At 72.8% G+C, this 17,534-nt stretch carries 15 protein-coding genes; 8 read left to right on the forward strand and 7 right to left on the reverse strand.

The annotated features are described in order from the left end of the window. Positions 1-12: 12 nt before the first annotated feature. Positions 13-1,086 (forward strand): M14 family metallopeptidase, encoded by a 1,074-nt coding sequence (locus ACWDBE_RS10280; RefSeq protein ID WP_449792156.1) that lies wholly within the window; start codon positions 13-15, stop codon positions 1,084-1,086. A 202-nt stretch (positions 1,087-1,288) separates the two neighbouring features. Here ACWDBE_RS10280 and ACWDBE_RS10285 read toward each other — a convergent pair whose 3' ends face one another. Further along, the gene (locus tag ACWDBE_RS10285; RefSeq protein ID WP_449792155.1) at positions 1,289-1,915 is read right to left on the reverse strand and encodes a TetR/AcrR family transcriptional regulator; all 627 of its coding nucleotides are present in this window, start codon (positions 1,913-1,915) and stop codon (positions 1,289-1,291) included. 235 nt (positions 1,916-2,150) lie between these two features. On the opposite strand from ACWDBE_RS10285, the gene ACWDBE_RS10290 reads away from it, so the two are divergent. From ACWDBE_RS10290 to ACWDBE_RS10305, 4 genes are all read left to right on the forward strand, one after another. Further along, positions 2,151-2,909, forward strand: coding sequence for an SDR family oxidoreductase (locus tag ACWDBE_RS10290; RefSeq protein WP_449807705.1), 759 nt, complete (start codon positions 2,151-2,153; stop codon positions 2,907-2,909). Between the two features lie 53 nt (positions 2,910-2,962). Then, complete coding sequence (locus ACWDBE_RS10295) at positions 2,963-3,754, forward strand: SDR family NAD(P)-dependent oxidoreductase (RefSeq protein WP_449792164.1); 792 nt, start codon at positions 2,963-2,965, stop codon at positions 3,752-3,754. After that, positions 3,751-4,722, forward strand: coding sequence for an NADPH:quinone oxidoreductase family protein (locus ACWDBE_RS10300; RefSeq protein ID WP_449807706.1), 972 nt, complete (start codon positions 3,751-3,753; stop codon positions 4,720-4,722). The genes ACWDBE_RS10295 and ACWDBE_RS10300 overlap by 4 nt, the downstream gene beginning before the upstream one ends. A 74-nt stretch (positions 4,723-4,796) precedes the next feature. Then, complete coding sequence (locus ACWDBE_RS10305) at positions 4,797-5,756, forward strand: ADP-ribosylglycohydrolase family protein (RefSeq protein ID WP_449792152.1); 960 nt, start codon at positions 4,797-4,799, stop codon at positions 5,754-5,756. Between the two features lie 192 nt (positions 5,757-5,948). Here the strand turns inward: ACWDBE_RS10305 and ACWDBE_RS10310 are convergent, their stop codons facing one another. The 6 genes from ACWDBE_RS10310 to ACWDBE_RS10335 all read right to left on the reverse strand — a co-directional run bounded on the left by ACWDBE_RS10310 (position 5,949) and on the right by ACWDBE_RS10335 (position 13,390). Then, on the reverse strand, positions 5,949-6,425 hold the full coding sequence (locus tag ACWDBE_RS10310) for a hypothetical protein (protein WP_449792151.1): 477 nt from the start codon (positions 6,423-6,425) through the stop codon (positions 5,949-5,951). A 255-nt stretch (positions 6,426-6,680) separates the two neighbouring features. Further along, positions 6,681-7,124 carry a hypothetical protein gene (locus ACWDBE_RS10315; RefSeq protein WP_449807707.1) on the reverse strand — a complete coding sequence of 148 codons (444 nt, stop codon included), beginning with the start codon at positions 7,122-7,124 and terminating at the stop codon, positions 6,681-6,683. A gap of 170 nt (positions 7,125-7,294) precedes the next feature. Further along, the gene (locus ACWDBE_RS10320) at positions 7,295-9,193 is read right to left on the reverse strand and encodes a putative Ig domain-containing protein (protein WP_449807708.1); all 1,899 of its coding nucleotides are present in this window, start codon (positions 9,191-9,193) and stop codon (positions 7,295-7,297) included. Between the two features lie 461 nt (positions 9,194-9,654). Continuing rightward, entirely contained in the window at positions 9,655-10,947 is a 1,293-nt protein-coding gene (locus tag ACWDBE_RS10325; protein WP_449807709.1) for an alpha/beta hydrolase family protein, read from the reverse strand. A gap of 166 nt (positions 10,948-11,113) precedes the next feature. Further along, the gene (locus tag ACWDBE_RS10330) at positions 11,114-12,355 is read right to left on the reverse strand and encodes an acyl-CoA dehydrogenase family protein (RefSeq protein WP_449792147.1); all 1,242 of its coding nucleotides are present in this window, start codon (positions 12,353-12,355) and stop codon (positions 11,114-11,116) included. Positions 12,356-12,361: 6 nt separating this feature from the next. After that, positions 12,362-13,390: a phosphotransferase family protein gene (locus ACWDBE_RS10335; RefSeq protein ID WP_449792146.1), complete on the reverse strand. Its 1,029-nt coding sequence runs from the start codon at positions 13,388-13,390 to the stop codon at positions 12,362-12,364. A 293-nt stretch (positions 13,391-13,683) separates the two neighbouring features. Between ACWDBE_RS10335 and ACWDBE_RS10340 the strand changes: the two genes are divergently transcribed. From ACWDBE_RS10340 to ACWDBE_RS10350, 3 genes are all read left to right on the forward strand, one after another. Then, entirely contained in the window at positions 13,684-14,907 is a 1,224-nt protein-coding gene (locus tag ACWDBE_RS10340) for a hypothetical protein (protein WP_449792163.1), read from the forward strand. A 226-nt stretch (positions 14,908-15,133) separates the two neighbouring features. Further along, positions 15,134-16,381 carry an MFS transporter gene (locus tag ACWDBE_RS10345; protein WP_449792145.1) on the forward strand — a complete coding sequence of 416 codons (1,248 nt, stop codon included), beginning with the start codon at positions 15,134-15,136 and terminating at the stop codon, positions 16,379-16,381. A 119-nt stretch (positions 16,382-16,500) separates the two neighbouring features. After that, positions 16,501-17,433 carry a LysR family transcriptional regulator gene (locus ACWDBE_RS10350; protein WP_449792144.1) on the forward strand — a complete coding sequence of 311 codons (933 nt, stop codon included), beginning with the start codon at positions 16,501-16,503 and terminating at the stop codon, positions 17,431-17,433. Positions 17,434-17,534: the final 101 nt, after the last annotated feature.

A 17,534-nucleotide genomic window follows, 5' to 3' on the forward strand; every position in this document is an offset into this window, starting at 1 on the left:
GGGAGGCCCGCCATGCCGTATCTGAACGTCACCGAGGTCGAGTCCGCCGTGACCAGCCTGGCCACCGCCTACCCCGACCTGACCCAACTCCTCACCCTGCCCGAGCCCTCGTTCGAGGGCCGCACCGCCCACGCCCTGCTGATCAGCGAACCCGCGCCGGCCCCCAAACCGTGCGTCATGATGATCGGGGGCGTCCACGCCCGCGAATGGGGCAGCTGCGAGATCCTCATCCACCTCGCCGCCGACCTGCTGGAGGCCCACCGGGACGGCACCGGCCTCGGCTACGGCGGCACCGCCTTCACCGCCGGTCAGGTCAGCGGCCTGCTCCAGCGGTTGGACCTGGTGTTCTATCCGCTGGTCAACCCGGACGGCCGGCACTACAGCCAGACCGTCAGGCCCATGTGGCGCAAGAACCGCAACCCGGCGAACGCCGGCGGCAACCCGGCCCCGGACTGCGTGGGCGTCGACCTCAACCGCAACTACGACTTCCTCTTCGACTTCGTCACCGCCTTCGCCCCGGGCGCCGATCCCCAGGTGTCGAACGACCCGTGCGACCCGCAGGTCTACGCCGGCCCGAGCGCGTTCTCCGAACCGGAGACCCGCAACGTCCAGTGGCTACTGGACCAGTTCCCGCTGACCCGGTGGTTCGTCGACGTGCACAGCTACTCACAGGACATGCTCTACAACTGGGGCGACGACGAGAACCAGTCGGTCGACCCCGACATGAACTTCCGCAACTCCGACTACGACGGCAAGCGCGGCCTGCCCGGCGACCTCACGTACGCCGAGTACATCCCCAAGGACGACGAGGACGCCGCCGTGCTGCTCGCCGAGGCGTTCTGCAAGGGCGTCAACGGCGTACGCGGCCTGGCGTACAAGCCGATGAGCGGGTTCCACCTGTACCCGACCAGCGGAACCAGCGACGACTACGTCTACTCCCGCGCCTTCGCCGACCCGGACCAGGGCAAGGTACTGGGCTTCACCGTCGAGTGGGGAACCGAGTTCCACCCCCGGTGGGCGGAGATGGAGCAGATCGTCCGCGACGTGGACGCAGGGCTGGTGCAGTTCTGCCTGGCCACCGCCTGAAACGCCGTAGGAGGCCCCGAAGCCACCGTGCCCGACAGCCAGGGCGCCCGCCACGATCGGTCGTGGCGGGCGCCCTCGGTTTGTCCGTACATTTACGAGGCACACGTACGGGAAAAACATACTTCGTATACAAGTCTGCGCGCCGCGCCGGAGTGGGTCAAGGGGTCCGGGGCTCCGGGGCGGCCCGCAGGGCCGCCGTCCCTCAGACCCGGGCGCCGAGCATCCGCAGCACCAACTCCCCGTAGCGGCGTCCGAGCTCCTCCGGCGCCTCGGTGGAGTTGCCGGTGTACCAGCGGGAGACGTCGATGCCCAGCGAGGTGACCGCGCGGGCCGCCGTCCGCACCTCCGCCACCTGGAACTCCCCCGCCGCCACGCCCGCCTCGATCAGCGCGCTGACCTCCCGCTCGATGTCCAGCCGCAGCGCGGCGACCACCGCGTAGGCGTCCTCGGGCAGCGCGTGCAGCTCGTAGTTGACCACCCGGCCGACCGTCCGGCCCCGGGCGTGCCACGCGGTGAACCGCTCGACCAGCCGCCGCATCCGCTCGGCCGGGCCGCCCGGGCCGGCCGCCGCGTCCCGGACCAGGGTGAGCGTGGCGGCGTGGCCGGCCTGGCTGATCTCGGCCAGCAGCGCGGCCTTCGACTGGTAGTGGATGTACAGCGCCGCCGGGCTCATCCCCGCCGCGGTGGCGATGTCCCGGGTCGTGGTGGCGTGGAAGCCGCGCTCCGCGAACGACTCGACGGCGGCCTGGAGCAGCCGGTACGCCGCTTCGGGGCGGATGTCGGCGCCGGGCAGGGTCGGCCACAGGTCGGCGAGCGGGGTGCTGGTCATGGCGCCATCCTCCCAGAGAACTCGTACAGGCTTTCCCGTCGGTCGTCCCCCTCGGGCGGGAGCGGGCGTCCGACGGACTGTTGACAGGCTCCCGCACCGACAGCATGCTGAGCAAGCGCTTAGTCAGCAGTTGGCGGATTCCCCCCGGGACCCCGCAGGTTCCCAGCAGACCCCGCAGATCGCAGCAGTTCCCCACACGTTCCCGCAGGTTCCCGCACGAAAGGCAGGACGCTCCGTGGTGCACTCCTTCAAGGGCCGGGTGGCCATCGTCACCGGATCGAGCCGGGGCATCGGCCTCGGCATCGCGCGCGAGCTGGTCGACCGCGGGGCCAAGGTCTGCCTCACCGCCCGCAACCCCGAGCCGCTGGCCGAGGCCGTCCGCGACCTGGGCGGCCCGGAGAACGCGATCGCCGTCGCGGGCAAGGCCGACAACCCCGCGCACCAGGAGGAGGCGATCACCCGCACCCTGGAGGCCTTCGGCCGGCTCGACCACCTGGTCAACAACACCGGCATCAACCCGGTCCTCGGGCCGATCCTGGACACCGACGAGGGCGCCGCCGCGAAGATCCTCGCCGTCAACGTGCTCGCCCCACTGGCCTGGACCCGCCGCGCGCACGCCGCGTGGATGGGCGAACACGGCGGCTCGATCGTCAACGTCGCCTCGATCACCGGCATCCGCGCCTCACTCGGCATCGGCATGTACGGCGTCAGCAAGGCCGCACTGATCCGGCTCACCACCGAACTCGCCGCCGAGCTGGGCCCCCAGGGCATCCGGGTCAACGCCGTCGCCCCCGCCGTGGTCAAGACCAAGTTCGCCGAAGCGCTGTACGAGGGCCGCGAGGAGAAGGTCGCCAAGGCCTACCCGCTGGGCCGCCTCGGCGTCCCCGAGGACGTCGCCGGCGCCGTCGCCTTCCTGCTCTCCCCGGACGCCGACTGGATCACCGGCCAGACCCTGGTCCTGGACGGCGGGGTCACTCTCGGCGGTGGCATGTGACCACCGGGGCACTCGACGGCCCCACGCCGAACGGCCAGGCGCCGGACAACCAGGTGCCGGACGGCCAGGAGTTCGCCGGCCGGGGCGTGGTGGTGACCGGCGGCGGCCGGGGCATCGGCGCCGCGCTGGCCCGGGCCTTCGCCGCGGCCGGCGCCCGAGTGGTGGTCAACGACCTGGACGCCGAGGCCGCCCGCGCCGTGGCGAAGGAGTGCGCGGGCACCGCCCTGCCCGGGGACGCGGCCTCCGCCGAGGGCCTGGCCGAGCTGGTCGGGCGAGCCCGCGCCGAGCTGGGCGAGATCGACGTGTGGTGCGCCAACGCGGGCGTCGCCCCGGCCGGCGGGGCCGACGCGCCCGCCGCCGCCTGGGCGGGCGCCTGGGAGGTCAACGTCATGGCCCACGTCCGGGCCGCCGACCTGCTGCTCCCCCGCTGGCTGGAGCGCGGCGAGGGCCGCTTCCTGGCCACCGTCTCCGCCGCCGGGCTGCTCACCATGCTGGGCTCCGCCCCGTACTCCGTCACCAAGCACGGCGCACTGGCCTTCGCCGAGTGGCTCTCCGCGACCTACCGCCACCGGGGCGTGCGGGTGCACGCGCTCTGCCCGCAGGGCGTGCGCACCGACCTGCTCGCCTCCACCGGCGCGGTCGGCGAGGCGCTGCTCGCCCCCACCGCGCTCGACCCGGCGGACGTCGCCGAGGCGGCGCTGGACGGGATGCGCGCGGAGCGCTTCCTGCTGCTGCCGCACCCCGAGGTCGCCGACTACTGCCGCGTCCGGGCCACCGAGCCGGACCGCTGGCTCGCCGGGATGAACCGGCTCCAGCAGGGACTGGAGAGGAGCGAAGTGCTGTGAGGGCCTGGCAGGTGGCCGAACTCGGCGAGCCCGCCGAGGTGATGCGGCTGGCGGAGGACGTCGCGCGGCCGGTGCCCGGGCCGGGGCAGCTGCTGGTCCGGGTGCGGGCGGCGGCCGTCAACTTCCCGGACGCGCTGATGGTGCGCGGGCAGTACCAGGTCCGCCCGCCGCTGCCGTTCACGCCCGGCGTGGAGCTGTGCGGCGAGGTGGTGGACGGCGCCCGGCAGGGCGAGCGGCTGATCGGCAACCCGGTGCTGCCGCACGGCGCCTTCGCCGAGTACGCGCTGCTGGAGGCCGACGCCGCGTTCCCGGCGCCCGAGGCGCTGGACGACGCCGAGGCGGCCGCCCTGCACGTCGGCCACCAGACCGCCTGGTTCGGGCTGCACCGCCGGGCCCGGCTGCGGGCCGGCGAGACCCTGCTGGTGCACGCGGCGGCCGGCGGGGTCGGCAGCGCGGCGGTCCAACTCGGCCGGGCCGCCGGGGCGCGGGTGATCGCCGTGGTCGGCGGGCCGTCGAAGGCGCGGGCCGCGCGGGCGCTCGGCGCCGACCTGGTGGTGGACCGCCGGGAGCGGGACTTCGTCGCCGCCGTCAAGGAGGCCACCGAGGGGCGCGGCGCCGACGTGGTCTTCGACCCGGTCGGCGGCGAGGCCTACACCGGCTCCGCCAGGTGCGTCGCCTTCGAGGGCCGGATCGTGGTGGTCGGCTTCGCCGGCGGGCGGATCCCCACCCCGGCGCTCAACCACGCCCTGGTGAAGAACTACTCGATCCTCGGCCTGCACTGGGGCCTCTACAACACCCACGACCCGCGCGCCGTCCGCACCGCCCACGACGAGCTCACCAGGCTCGCCGAACGGGGCGCCGTCCGGCCCCTGGTGAGCGCCCGCGTGCCGCTGGCCGGCGCGGCGGACGCCGTCCATCGCGTCGCCGCCGGACTCACCACCGGCCGGATCGCCGTCCTGGGCGACTGACCCTCCGCGCGGCTCCCGCCCGTGCGGCCGGAAATCCGGCTGCGCGGGCCCACGACCACTGCCAGGATGTGGGGATGACATCGTTTTCCGCCGCTCTCGACTCGTTGGAGGGTCTGGCACTCGGGGACGGCTTCGGGGAGCGCTGGTTCCCCCTGTTCCGCTCACCGAAGGAGGCGTTCGAACAGATCCGGGCCCGGCGGACCCCGGAGGAAGGCCCCTGGCACTGGACCGACGACACCGCCATGGCCCTGTCGGTGTTCGGCGTCCTGACCGCCTTCGACGCCGTGCACCAGGACCGGCTCGCCCAGGCCTTCGCGGCGAACTACCGGGCGGATCCGGGCCGCGGATACGGACACGGGATGCACGCGCTGCTGCCCAAGCTGGCCGAGCGCCCTGCGAGTTGGCGCACCGAGGCACACGGGCTCTTCAACGGTCAGGGCAGCCTCGGCAACGGCGCGGCGATGCGGGTGGCCCCGCTGGGCGCCTGGTTCTCCGCGGACTTGGACGAGGCGGCGGAGCAGGCGGCGCTGTCCGCGGAGGTCACCCACGCCCATCCCGAGGGCGTCGCCGGAGCGGTGGCCGTCGCCCTCGCGGCGGCCCTGGCCGCCCGGGGCCGCTCCGGGCCCTCACCCGTCGGCGCCGGGCTACTGGCCGAGGTCGCGGACCGCACCCCGCAGGGCGCGGTCCGCGATGGCGTGAGCCGGGCCGCCGACCTGCCCGCCGACACCGAGCCCTGGCACGCGGCCGATCTGCTCGGCAACGGGCAGCGGATCCGGGCGAGCGACACCGTCCCGTTCGCGTTGTGGTCCGCCGCTCACCACCTGGACAGCCTCACCAACGCCCTGTGGACCACCGCCGAGGGGCTCGGTGACGTGGACACCACCTGCGCCATCACCGGAGGAGTGGTAGCCGCCCGCACCGGCCTGACGGACGTCCCAACGGCGTGGCTGGCCTGCCGCGAAGCCCTGCCCACGTGGGTCGCCGAGGCCGCGATCGAGGCCAACGCCGAGGCCGAGGCCGACGCCGACGCGTAGAGGCTCACGTGCAGGGGCCCTCACACGGGACCTCGCACAGGACCACCGCAGCGGGGCAGCGGCAACCGGTCGGCCCGCCCGGCCTCGCGAGGCGGGGTTGGCCGACCGGTCGTCCGCCTTCACCGGAGTCCAGCGGTGAAGGCGCGGGCCCGCAGGAGGTTCACGGTCTCGTCGAAGCAGGACGGCTCGGCGTCAGTAGACGAGGATGTCCCAGTGGCTGCCCTCGTTGCAGTACAGGTTGCCCGACGCGGCCTTCCACTGCGGGTAGCCGTCGCCCCGGTAGCCGATGTAGGTGAAGCTGTTCTGGATGTAGTTGTCGATGCAGGAGCTGCGGGAGACGTCGACCTTGTAGCCGTTGTAGTGGCTGTAGGTGCCGGCGGCGTGGCCCACCTCGGTCCCGCCCGTGATGTTGATGGCACAGCCGCTGGCCTGCTTCAGGGTGATCATGGCGCTCACCGTGCCCGAGTTGATCTGGTCGAACGAGGTGCAGGTGGAGTTGGACCTGGTGGTGCAGCCGCCGCTGGAGCTCCACGTGATGCCGGCGCCGCTCAACTGACTGGCGGCCGCCGACTGCGACAGCTTGGTACCGCTGGCGCCGGCCGTGGGCGCCGAGAGGGCGAGGCCCGCCAGGGCCAGGGCGACGACGGTGGCTGCGGTGCGTGGCTTCATCTGCATCTCCCGGTGAGGATGGCGTGCCTCCGACTCGACCCCCGGGCTCCGGGGACCGGCATCGCATCAGAATGGCCTACCACTGTCTATGCGGGTAGACCCCGGTTTGTGAATTTCATGTGACGGACAGTGGCCTTCGGCGCGTCGGAACGCCCCTACGACCGCCCGGACGTGTACGGGCCGACAGCCACCGGCGTACGACTGGCGGGGACGGCGCTCCCGGTGGACGCACCGGCGCCGGGCGAAGGTCGGCGCTCAGCCCTCGACGTCCACCGTGACCTCGTAAGTCCGCTGCTCGGGCGGGCAGTTGAGGGCCTCCCCACAGGAGCTCCGGGTGGCGGTGAGGCGGGCGGTGCCGGCCGCACGGGCGGTGAAGTCCGCGGTGACGGTGCCGCAGCCGCCGCCGGGGCGGCAGGACGGGGACGGGGCGGTGCTCGGGACGCCGTCCGGGGCGAGGACCTCGGGGGCGGAGCTGGTGGCGGCGGACCAGTAGGTGCTGTGGAGCGCGAGCGTCAGCGTCGCGCCGACCGCGATCCGCACGGTGGTGCGGTCGGCGTGCTCGTCCACCGTGACCGTCGCCGGGCCCGGAGTGGCCGACGTGGTGGCGGGCGTCGACGGGCCCGTTCCGGTGGAGGCGCAGCCGGTCAGGGTGAGCAGGGCGGCGGCGAGTGCCAGGGCGGCGGGTCTTCTCGGATTCACGGTGGTTCCTCTTGCCGTTGTTCCAGGGGCCGTTGTTCCGGCGGCCGTTGTTCCAGGGGCACCGGTTCGACGCACCGGCGGCCGGTTCGGATCCGCCGGACGGCCCCCGGGCCGGAAACGGCACCGGGGCGGGCGCTGGGCCCACCCCGGTGCGTTCGGCGCGACGGTGGTCAGGAGACGGTCACGTCGTCGTAGTAGGTGTAGGTCGGGTCACCCGGGTAGTTGTCGTCGTGGTTGCTCAGGGTGAGGGTGTAGCTGTGGCCCGGGGTGACGGTCGCCGTCTTGTTGGTCCAGGTGCCGACGGTGGTGCAGGTCTTGGCCAGGACCGTGGTGGTCGTGCCGGTCGTGTTGTCCTTCAGGGAGGCGGTGGCCCAGTCGTAGGTGACGGTGTCGTTGCACGTGTTGCTGTACCAGAAGGACAGCTTGCTGGAGCCGGTCGGCGCGGTGAAGGTCTGGGCGATCGAGGAGTCCCCGGTCGGGCCGGTGGAGCCGACCATCGCGCCGTAGCTGCCGCTGTGGGCGGCGGAGGTGGTGGCGGAGGCGCTGCCGGCGGTGGTCCAGCCGGTCAGGCTGCCGCTCTCCAGCCCGCCGTTGGTGACGGCGTTGCCGCCGCCCCCGGTGGTGGACTCGGTCCAGGTGAAGGCGGTGTTGCCGGCGGCGCCGGTGCCGTCGGTGGCGGTGACCGTGACGCTGGAGGTGCCGGCGGCGGTCGGGGTGCCGGAGATCAGGCCGGTGGAGGAGTTGATCGACAGGCCGGCGGGCAGGCCGGTGGCCGAGTAGCTCAGCGTCTGGCCGGTGGCCGAGTCGGTGGCGTTGATCTGCAGGCTGGCCGCCGTGCCGACGGTGCCGCTCTGGTTGCCCGGGTTGGTGACGGTGACCGTGTTGCCGTGGGTCAGGATGGCGTGCGAGATCGCGCAGGAGTTGGTGTCGTTGGACCAGCTGGCCTGCTCGGCGTAGCTGCCGAAGGAGCCGAAGGAGATGTTGGCGGCGCCGCCGGTGCTGCCGGGCTGGATCCAGGCGCACTCGTCGGAGTTCTCCTGGCCGTTGTAGCTGCTGCCGGAGACGTGGTTGGTCCAGCCGCCGGCCGGGTTCTGGTCGGACATCATCTCGTGCCACTCGTGGCCGAGGGTCATCGTCCAGCCGTCCAGCGTTCCGGGCGAGTTGACGAAGCCGACGCCGCAGTTGGAGCCCGCGTCGATGTTGTACGGCTGGTTGGAGAAGGCGATGTCGCCGTAGGGCGAGCTCGCCGCACCGCCGGTGAGGGTGGTGTCACCGTTCCAGTCGTGCCAGGCGCAGTACCCGGTGGTGGGGTTCTGGTAGTCGTCCGGGTTGGTGCCGTGCGGCGACAGGACGATGTAGTACGCGTCCCGGTTGGCGGCGGCGGTGGTGTTGCCGAAGTGGCCGGCGGCCTTGACGGCCTCCTGGGCGAGCTGGTTGCCGCTGGCCTGGCTCGGCGAGGCGGCCGCGTTGTCGTACCAGACGCCGGACAGGACGCCGCCGCTCTGGTACGGGATGAAGTTGGCGTTGGACGGGCAGCTCACGGCACCGGTGGCGACGTTGGGGCCGTCGCACCACTGGGTCAGGTCGGCGGACCAGGTCTCGCCGTTGGTGCCGATGCCCTTGAACATCTGCTGGGTGGCACCGGCGGCGCCGGCCGAGTCGTTGGAGAACTTCGCGTTGCCGTTGGCGTCGGTGCTCTGGGTGCCCCACTGGTTGCCGTAGAACACCAGGTAGACCTTGGAGTGCCCGCTCTGCACGCCGATGCCGTCGACGCCACCGCCGTACGACAGCGTCTGCTGGCCCGTCGCCGCGGCCTGGTTGTGGGCGGCGAGCCACTTCTTGTAGTTCTCGTGCTGGGACATGCCGGGCACCGCGCCGTGCCGGTAGGGGTGGCCGTTCTGCGGGCTCCAGGGGTTGAACTCGTTGGTGGAGCTGCCCTGCGAGCTGGAGACGTCCTGCGCGGAGGCCGGAGCGGCCGCGCCGGCCAAGCCGGCGGCGGCGAGCGCGAGCGACGCGATCGCGGTGAGCGCCGCGCACCTCGCGCGTCCTGTCCTGGGGGAGTGACCCATGGGTGAGGGTGCCTCTCTTCTGCCGATCGTCCCGCGGCCCAGGGGGCCGGGAACGATCCCTTTGTGGGGAAGGGCCGGCGGCGGATTCCGTCAGGGCGGGTTCCGGTCGAATGTCGTTCGCGCACCGGAATTGACTGTCCGTCGGCGTTTTGCCGCCTGCGTGGCAAGAAGGAAAGCAGAGCTGATGAACACCGGTCAACGGCGTAGGGTAAGGAACGATTAAGAAGCGCGTCCAAGCAGGTCAAGCGGTTTCCAAGCAGGTCAAGCAGTGTTGATGAAAAGCTGTCGACGCGTGTAGCCATTCACTGAATGGAAGGGGGAAATCGGGCTCCGGAAATCCGCGGTTTCCTGGTGGTGAGGAGGCCTTGACGGCAATTCACCGGCGCGCGCACGGGTTCCTCGTCCGCGGCTCGTCCGGGAGGGGGCGGCGCCGCGGCTGCGCCCGCCGCCGCCCCGGCCCGCTACCGCTCGTAGGCCATCTCCGGGAAGCGCGCCGAGGGGCCGTCCAGCAGGTGGTCGTCCTGGCCGCGCAGCCAGCGGTCGAAGAAGGACGCCACGTAGGAGCGGGTGGCGAGTTCGGCGCGCCCGGGGCGGATGTCGCCGACGTCCTTGCGCAGTTGCTCGGTGCTGAGCACGCCCTGCCGGGCGAGCTGCGGCAGCAGCGGCTGGCCGTCGGTGTACGAGCCGTGGCGGGAACCGGTGAGGGTGACGTCGGCGCGCCAGCCGGTGCTGTGCTGCCACAGGGCGTTCCAGCCGGGCTGGTCGCGGTAGCTGCCGGAGTCGTCGCTGCCGGTGCCCATCAGCAGGAACGGCCGGTCCAGGCCGTCCTCGGCGACGCTGGGCAGGAAGACGCCGGTGTGGCCGTCGGGGCCGGGGAAGTGCAGTTGCCCGTCCATGTTGACGCCGGCGGTGATCCGCGGGTCGTCGTGCATGGTCTGCAGGGCGGTGAAGCCGCCCGCCGACTGGCCGACCATGCCGATCCGGCCGAGGTCGAGGGCCCCGGCGAGCCCGGTGGGCAGGCCGGGGCGCCCGCCCAGCCCGGCGAGTCGGTCCAGGACGAAGCGGGTGTCGGCCACCCGGGTGTCCATCGCCTTGCGCAGCACGGCGCCGATGTCCAGGCCGGGCTGTCCGAGCATGCCGGGGAGCACCGAGGGGGCCAGGTCACCGCCGGGGAAGGCGACTTCGGAGGCCTCGTAGGTGTGGTCGACGGTGACCACCACGTAGCCGCGTGAGGCGAGGTCCTCGACCAGCGCCGTCCCCCAGGTGCGCGGGTCGCCGAGGCCGGGCGAGTAGAGCACGACCGGGCGCGGGCCGCCGGCCAGCGCCGGGGCGTCCCTGCGGGCGTGGGTGCGGATGGCCGACCAGTCGGTGCGGCCCGGCTCGGTACCGTAGTTGAGCAGGCCGACGCCGTCCGGGCCGTCGAAGTGGCGGCCGGCGGCGGGCTCCATGTAGGGGGCGCGGTCGTCGCCGGCGGCCGGGTGGGAGGTCGGGTACCAGAGGCTGATCATCAGCTCGCGCCGCTGTCCGGGGTGCCAGGGGTCCTCCCGTCCGACGTCGGTGAGGTGCAGCGCGGTGGTCCCGATCGGGTACGGCCCGCTGGGTTCCGGCAGCCAGGCCCGGGCCTGCCGCCCGGTGCCGCCGTCGGTCCCGGCGCCGCCGCCGGTCGGCGTGGCCGCTCCGGCCGTGCCGATCGTGCCCACCGCCGCAGCCGCCGCCAGTACCACCGCCGCCACGGCCCGTCCCGGAATGCCCATGGTGTCCCCTCCGTGTTCCGATCGATCGAACACGCAGGACACTACGGTCGGGGACGGGCCGCGGCCGTCATACCAGGGGGCCAACCGGTCCCTGAATACCCCGGTGTCACACCCCTACGGGTAAGGGCGTGTCCGACGATTCGCGCCGGGCGGGCGACGGCAACTGTCAGACACGCCCTGGCCGGTACTGCCGCAGCTCCCTGCGGGCCAGCGAGCGCTTGTGCACCTCGTCCGGGCCGTCGGCGAGCCGCAGGGTGCGGTTGCCGGCCCAGAGCTGGGCGAGCGGGGTGTCCTGGCTGACGCCGGCCGCGCCGTGGGCCTGGACGGCCTTGTCCAGGATCCACTCCACGGTGCGCGGGGTGGCGATCTTGATGGCCTGGATCTCGGTGTGCGCACCGCGGTTGCCGACGGTGTCCATCAGCCAGGCGGTCTTCAGCACCAGCAGCCGCAGCTGCTCGATCCGCACCCGGGACTCGGCGATCCAGTCCTGCACCACGCCCTGCTCGGCCAGCGGCTTCCCGAACGCCACCCGCTCGTTGGCCCGACGGCACATCAGCTCCAGCGCCCGCTCGGCGATGCCGATGGCGCGCATGCAGTGGTGGATGCGGCCGGGGCCGAGCCGGGCCTGCGCGATGGCGAAGCCCGTGCCCTCCTCGCCGATCAGGTTCTCCACCGGGACGCGGACGTCCTCGAACAGCACCTCGGCGTGGCCGCCGTGGTCGGCGTCGTCGTACCCGAAGACCGTCATGCCGCGCCGCACGGTCACGCCCGGGGTGTCGCGCGGGACGAGCACCATGCTCTGCCGGCGGTGCGGTTCGGCGTCCGGGTCGGTCTTGCCCATCACGATGAGGATCCGGCAGTCGGGGTTCATCGCGCCGGTGATGTACCACTTGCGGCCGTTGATGACGTACTCGTCGCCGTTCCGCTCGATCCGGGTGGCGATGTTGGTGGCGTCCGAGGAGGCGACCTCAGGCTCGGTCATCGCGAAGGCGGAGCGGATCTCGCCGTCCAGCAGCGGGCGCAGCCAGCGCTCGCGCTGCTCGGCGCTGCCGAACTGGGCGAGCAGCTCCATGTTGCCGGTGTCGGGCGCCGCGCAGTTGAGCGCGGGCGGGGCCAACTGGATGCTGCGGCCGGTGATTTCGGCGAGCGGGGCGTACTGGAGGTTGGTGAGGCCCGCGCCCGGCCCGCCCGGCAGGCCGTGCTTGTCCACGAAGAACAGGTTCCAGAGGTTCTGCTTGCGGGCCTCGGCCTGGAGGTCGGCGACGACGGGCGGGACGGCCCACGGGTCGCGGGCCCGGTCGGCGAGTTGGGCGGCGAGGACGGGCTCGGCGGGGTACACGTGCTCGGCCATGAAGGCGAGCAGCTGTTCGCGGAGTTCGTTCGTCCGGGCGTCGTAGGCGAAGTCCATCGGTGCTCAGTTCTCCTTGAGGGTGCTCAGGCCGTGCCGGGCGAGGATCGGCGCCATCTCGCCGGCGCGCTCGAAGCCGGCGCCCAGGGTGCGGCCCTGCCGGAAGCGGAAGTGGATGCCCTCGGCGACGGCGGCGAGTTTGAACGAGGCGAAGGCGACGTACCAGTCGAGGTCCTCCGCCCGGCGGCCGGTCGCGTCGGCGTAGGAGGAGACGATCTCGTCGGGCTCGGGGAAGCCGGGGGCGGTCATGGCGGAGGGGATGATGCCGCCGCCGACGCCCGCGAGTTCGGTGTACATCACCAGGAGGCCGATGTCGGTGAGCGGGTCGCCGAGGGTGGACATCTCCCAGTCCAGGACCGCGGCGATGTCGTCGTTCTCGTCGACCAGGACGTTGTCCAGCCGGTAGTCCCCGTGGACGAGGGCGGGCGCGGGCGAGACGGGCAGCCGCCGGCCGAGGAGGTCGTACAGCCGGTCCAGGTCCGGCAGTTCGCGGCTGCGGGAGGCGGCGAGCTGCTTGGACCAGCGGCGCAGCTGGCGCTCCAGGTACCCCTCGGGGTGCCCGAAGTCGGCGAGGCCGACGGCGGCGGGGTCGATCCGGTGCAGGGTGGCGAGGGTGTCGACCAGCCTGGTGCCGAGCGCGTTCACCCGCTGCTCGCCGAGGGCGGCCAGCGGCGCGGCGTCCCGGTGGGCGGTGCCGGGGACGTACTCCATGAGGTACCAGGGGGCGCCGAGGGTGTCGGTGTCCGGGTCGAGCAGCAGGGTGCGGGGCACGGGGACGCCGGTGTCGCGCAGCGCGGTCATCACGCGGTACTCGCGGCCCATGTCGTGCGCGGTGGCGAGGACGTGCCCGAGCGGCGGGCGCCGCAGGACGGCGCGGGAGGTGCCGTCGCTCAGCACGTACGTGAGGTTCGAGCGGCCCCCTTCGACGAGGTCGGCCCGCAGCGGCCCCTGGAGGATCCCGGGCAGCTCGCGGTCCAGGTGGGCCCGGAGACGGGCCAGGTCCAGGCCGGGCGGGTCGACGGGGGTCTCGGCCATCGGGCGGCTCCTCGGGGAGGCGGATTATTGACTAAGCGCTTGCTTAGCATTCAACCCGGGAGGCGCCCTGTCAATGGCATGGACCCCCGGGCCCCCTCGATCCCGTGACGTCGTCACCACCGCCGGTCACGCCGGACGGGCCACTGCCGAACAGCCCCCGAACGGTTCGACCTTGGCGCTCAAAAATGTTCTGATGATCACATTCGTCGATCGTCTTCCGAACACTTCTGATCAGAGATCAGGGAAAAGGGGGTCCCGTGCGGACTGCTCGCGGCTCGGCCATCCTGCTGACGATGGGGGTCCTCGGGGCCTCCGCCCTGGCGACCGGATGCTCCGACACAACGAGCAGACCCACGACCGCCACCGGCACCACCGCGTCCAGCCCCGCCCCGAGCAGCACCACCGAGGCCCCGGCCCCGCCGCCGCCCGTTCCCACCGCCACCTGGGACGGCCAGGTCAAGGTGCTCGGCGACGGCTCCACCTCCTACACCGGCCCGCAGCCCAAGCAGCCCACGCCCGAGCGGCTCAAGCCGGGCGAGAAGCCGCCGCAGTTCGTCGTCTTCTCCTGGGACGGGGCACTGGAGGGCGACGAGCGCATGTTCTCCCGCTTCCGCAAGCTCGGCGTGGAGAACAACGCCCAGATGACCTTCTTCCTGAGCGGCCTCTACACCCTCCCCAAGTCCAAGAGCACGCTGTACAAGCCCCCGCAGCACAAGCCCGGCGACGCCTCCATCGACTACGCCACCGACCCCCACATCAAGGACACCCTGGAACAGCTGCGCCTCGCCTGGCAGGACGGCAACGAGATCGGCACCCACTTCAACGGGCACTTCTGCAACGCCAAGGGCGGCGGCGAGTGGAGCACCGAGGAGTGGAAGAGCGAGCTCGACCAGGCGATCTCCTTCGTCACCAACTGGAAGACCAACACCGGCTTCAAGGACCTCCCGCCGCTCCCCTTCGACTACACCAAGGAACTGGTCGGCGGCCGCGCCCCCTGCCTGGAGGGCCAGAAGAACCTGCTGCCGGCCGAGAAGGCCACGAACTTCCGCTACGACGCCAGCTCCCCCGGCGAGTTCCAGGTCTGGCCCACCAAGAAGGACGACATCTGGAACTTCCCGCTCCAGATGCTCCCCTACTCGGGGAAGTCGACCCAGAGCCTCTCGATGGACTTCAACTTCCTGGCCAAGCAGTCCGGGGAAAGCACCAAGGGCGACCCCAAGAAGTACGACACCTGGGAGAAGGAGACCCGCGACAGCTACCTCGCCGGCTTCGAACGCGTCTACAACGGCAGCCGTGCCCCGCTGTTCATCGGCAACCACTTCGAGGACTGGAACGGCGGCATCTACATGAAGGCCGTCGAGGACGTGATGAAGAGCGTCTGCAAGCGCGAGGGCGTCCGCTGCGCCTCCTTCCGCCAGGTCGCCGACTGGCTCGACGCCCAGGACCCGGCGGTCCTCGACAAGCTCCGCCAACTCGACCCCGCCCAGCCGGCCGACTGGTCCCGCCTGGTCAAGTGACGGGCCCGGGCGGCGCGGGCCGGATCCGGAAACCGCGCACGGCCCGGCGGCAGGGCTTCCGCGGTCATCTCCGATCGAGATGACTGACATTCCGAAGCATCGTCCCGGACGGGGAAGCAGCGGGCGCGGACCGGCGCTCACACCTGTGTGACGGCAGCGAAGAGGCTGCCGTCACCGCCCCGCCCGTGCCGGCCGACCCCGGCCCACTGCTTCGAGAAGGTGCCCCATGTCCGCCTCGTCCGACCTCCCGACCGCCGCGCGCCGGTCCGCACCCGCCGACGCCCCCCACGGCGTGCCGGGCTGGCTGATAGCCCTGCTGGCCGTCGCCTCCGGCATGACGGTCGCCAACCTCTACTACGCCCAGCCCCTGCTCTCCACGCTGAGCGGGGTCTTCCACACCAGCACCGCCACCACCGGGGCCCTGATCACCCTCACCCAGGTCGGCTACGTGATCGGCATGCTCTTCCTCGTCCCGCTCGGCGACCGGCTGGAGAAGCGCAACCTCATCACCGCCCTGCTGACGGTCACCACCCTCGCCCTCGTCGCCGCCGGGCTCGCCACCAGCTTCCCGATGCTGCTGATCGCCTCCCTCGTCAGCGGCGCCACCTCGGTCGTCGCCCAGGTCCTCGTCCCGTTCGCCGCGAGCCTCGCCCCCGACCACGCCCGCGGCCGGATCGTCGGCCGGGTGATGAGCGGACTGCTCACCGGCATCCTGCTCTCCCGCACCCTCAGCAGCCTGGTCTCCGACCTCGCCGGCTGGCGCACCGTCTTCCTCGGCTCCGCCGTGCTGATGGCCGTCCTCGGCGTGGCCCTGCGCGCCGCCCTGCCCGCGCACGCCCCGACCACCACCATCCCGTACCACCACGTCCTGCGCTCCACCGTCCGGCTGGTGCGCACCCACCCCGCCCTGCTGCGCCGCGGCCTCTACCAGGCCGCGATGTTCGCCGCCTTCAGCGCCTTCTGGACCACCGTCTCCTTCGTCCTGACCGGCCCCCACTTCCACTACTCCGCGGTCGGCGTCGGCCTGTTCGCCCTCGTCGGCGCGGCCGGAGCGGCCGTCGCCCCGTTCGCCGGACACTGGGCCGACCACGGGCTGACCCGCCGCATGACCGGCATCGCCTTCGCCGTCGCCGCCGTCTCCTTCGCACTCGCCGGCTTCGGCGGCCACAGCGTCATCCTGCTCGCCCTCGCCGCCGTCCTCATCGACATGGCCGTCCAGGCCAGCCTGATCCTCGGCCAGCACACCGTCTACGCGCTCGACCCGGCCGCCCGGGCCCGCCTCAACAGCGCCTTCATCGCCATGTTCTTCGTCGGCGGAGCAGCCGGATCCGAACTCGGCTCCGTCGTCTACCACGCCTGGGGCTGGAGCGGCGTCGCCACCCTCGGCACCGCCCTGCCCCTGCTCGCCCTGCTCTACTGGACCACCGAACGCCGCCAGGGCGCGGCCGCCGAACCCGGCACCGCGAGCGCGTGACCGGGAGCGGCCCGGCCGCGGCCCGTCCCCGCGGCGAGCAACCGAGGACGGGCCGGCGCGGCGTGCCGGGCCGCCCGCCGCACACCCTCGGGGGCGGCACCGCCCTCCGCATACGATGCGTGAAGATCGACAGCCCACGCCGCCCCGCCCCGGGCGGCGTACGGCCCAACCGGGAGTGGACGATGGATCTGCGGCAGATGGAGGTCGTGGTCGCGGTGGCGGACACCGGCGGCTTCACGGCGGCGGCACGGCGGCTGCACGTCGTCCAGTCCTCCGTGTCCGGCACCGTCCGCGCCCTCGAACGCGAACTCGGCACCCCGCTGTTCGACCGCACCACCCACCGCGTCGCCCTCACCCCCGCCGGCGAGGCCTTCGTCCCCGCCGCCCGCGCGACCCTGCGGGCCGCCGAACTCGCCCGGGAAGCCGTCGACGCCGCCCGCGGGCAGCTGCGCGGCCGGGTGACCGTCGGCACCATGCAGGGCGTCTGGGCCGGCCTCCACCACGCCCTGGCCGCCCTGCGCGCCGAACACCCCGGCGTCGTCGTGCACCTGCGCCAGGCCGCCGTCGCCGACATCCGCCAGGCGCTGCGCGAGGGCACCGTCGACCTGGCCGTGGTGGCGCTCGACCGCCAGCAGCAGCGCGGCCTCACCACCAGACTGCTGTCCCGCGAGTCCATGGTGCTGCTCGCGGCGCCCCGACGGGTGCTTGCCGGGGCCACCCCGGAGGGCGAGGTCACCCTCGCCGACGTCGCCCGGCTGCCCCTGGTGGACTTCACCCCCGGCTGGGCCATCCGCCACGCCGTCGACCGCGCCTTCCGCGCTGCGGGCGTCGACCGCAGCACCACCTTCGAGGTGAACGACATCGTGGCGGCCGCCGAGCTGGTCCGCAACGACCTGGGCGTCTGCATCATGCCCAGGTCGATCGCGGACCGCTTCCCCGACCTCCCCCAGTACCGCTTCGACCGCCACGCCCCGACCTGGAAGGTCATGGTCGTCCGGCCCCCCGGCGAGGCGCCGCCCGCCGTCGCCGCGCTGCTGCGGCACATCACCTGACGCCGTGACGGCACCGGCTCCCCCTGGAGGGCCGGCAACAGCAGGGCGCCCTCCCGACGCCGCGGAGCGGTCGGGAGGGCGCCCGTCGGACGTCACACGAG

This window comes from Kitasatospora sp. NPDC001132 (assembly GCF_053598415.1).

Bases quoted from the DNA above. Each gene is read 5' to 3' on its own strand.
- ACWDBE_RS10280 (WP_449792156.1), top strand. From the start codon at position 13: ATGCCGTATCTGAACGTCACCGAGGTCGAGTCCGCCGTGACCAGCCTG.
- ACWDBE_RS10285 (WP_449792155.1), bottom strand. From the start codon at position 1,915: ATGACCAGCACCCCGCTCGCCGACCTGTGGCCGACCCTGCCCGGCGCC.
- ACWDBE_RS10305 (WP_449792152.1), top strand. From the start codon at position 4,797: ATGACATCGTTTTCCGCCGCTCTCGACTCGTTGGAGGGTCTGGCACTC.
- ACWDBE_RS10310 (WP_449792151.1), bottom strand. From the start codon at position 6,425: ATGAAGCCACGCACCGCAGCCACCGTCGTCGCCCTGGCCCTGGCGGGC.
- ACWDBE_RS10320 (WP_449807708.1), bottom strand. From the start codon at position 9,193: ATGGGTCACTCCCCCAGGACAGGACGCGCGAGGTGCGCGGCGCTCACC.
- ACWDBE_RS10325 (WP_449807709.1), bottom strand. From the start codon at position 10,947: ATGGGCATTCCGGGACGGGCCGTGGCGGCGGTGGTACTGGCGGCGGCT.
- ACWDBE_RS10330 (WP_449792147.1), bottom strand. From the start codon at position 12,355: ATGGACTTCGCCTACGACGCCCGGACGAACGAACTCCGCGAACAGCTG.
- ACWDBE_RS10335 (WP_449792146.1), bottom strand. From the start codon at position 13,390: ATGGCCGAGACCCCCGTCGACCCGCCCGGCCTGGACCTGGCCCGTCTC.
- ACWDBE_RS10340 (WP_449792163.1), top strand. From the start codon at position 13,684: ATGGGGGTCCTCGGGGCCTCCGCCCTGGCGACCGGATGCTCCGACACA.
- ACWDBE_RS10345 (WP_449792145.1), top strand. From the start codon at position 15,134: ATGTCCGCCTCGTCCGACCTCCCGACCGCCGCGCGCCGGTCCGCACCC.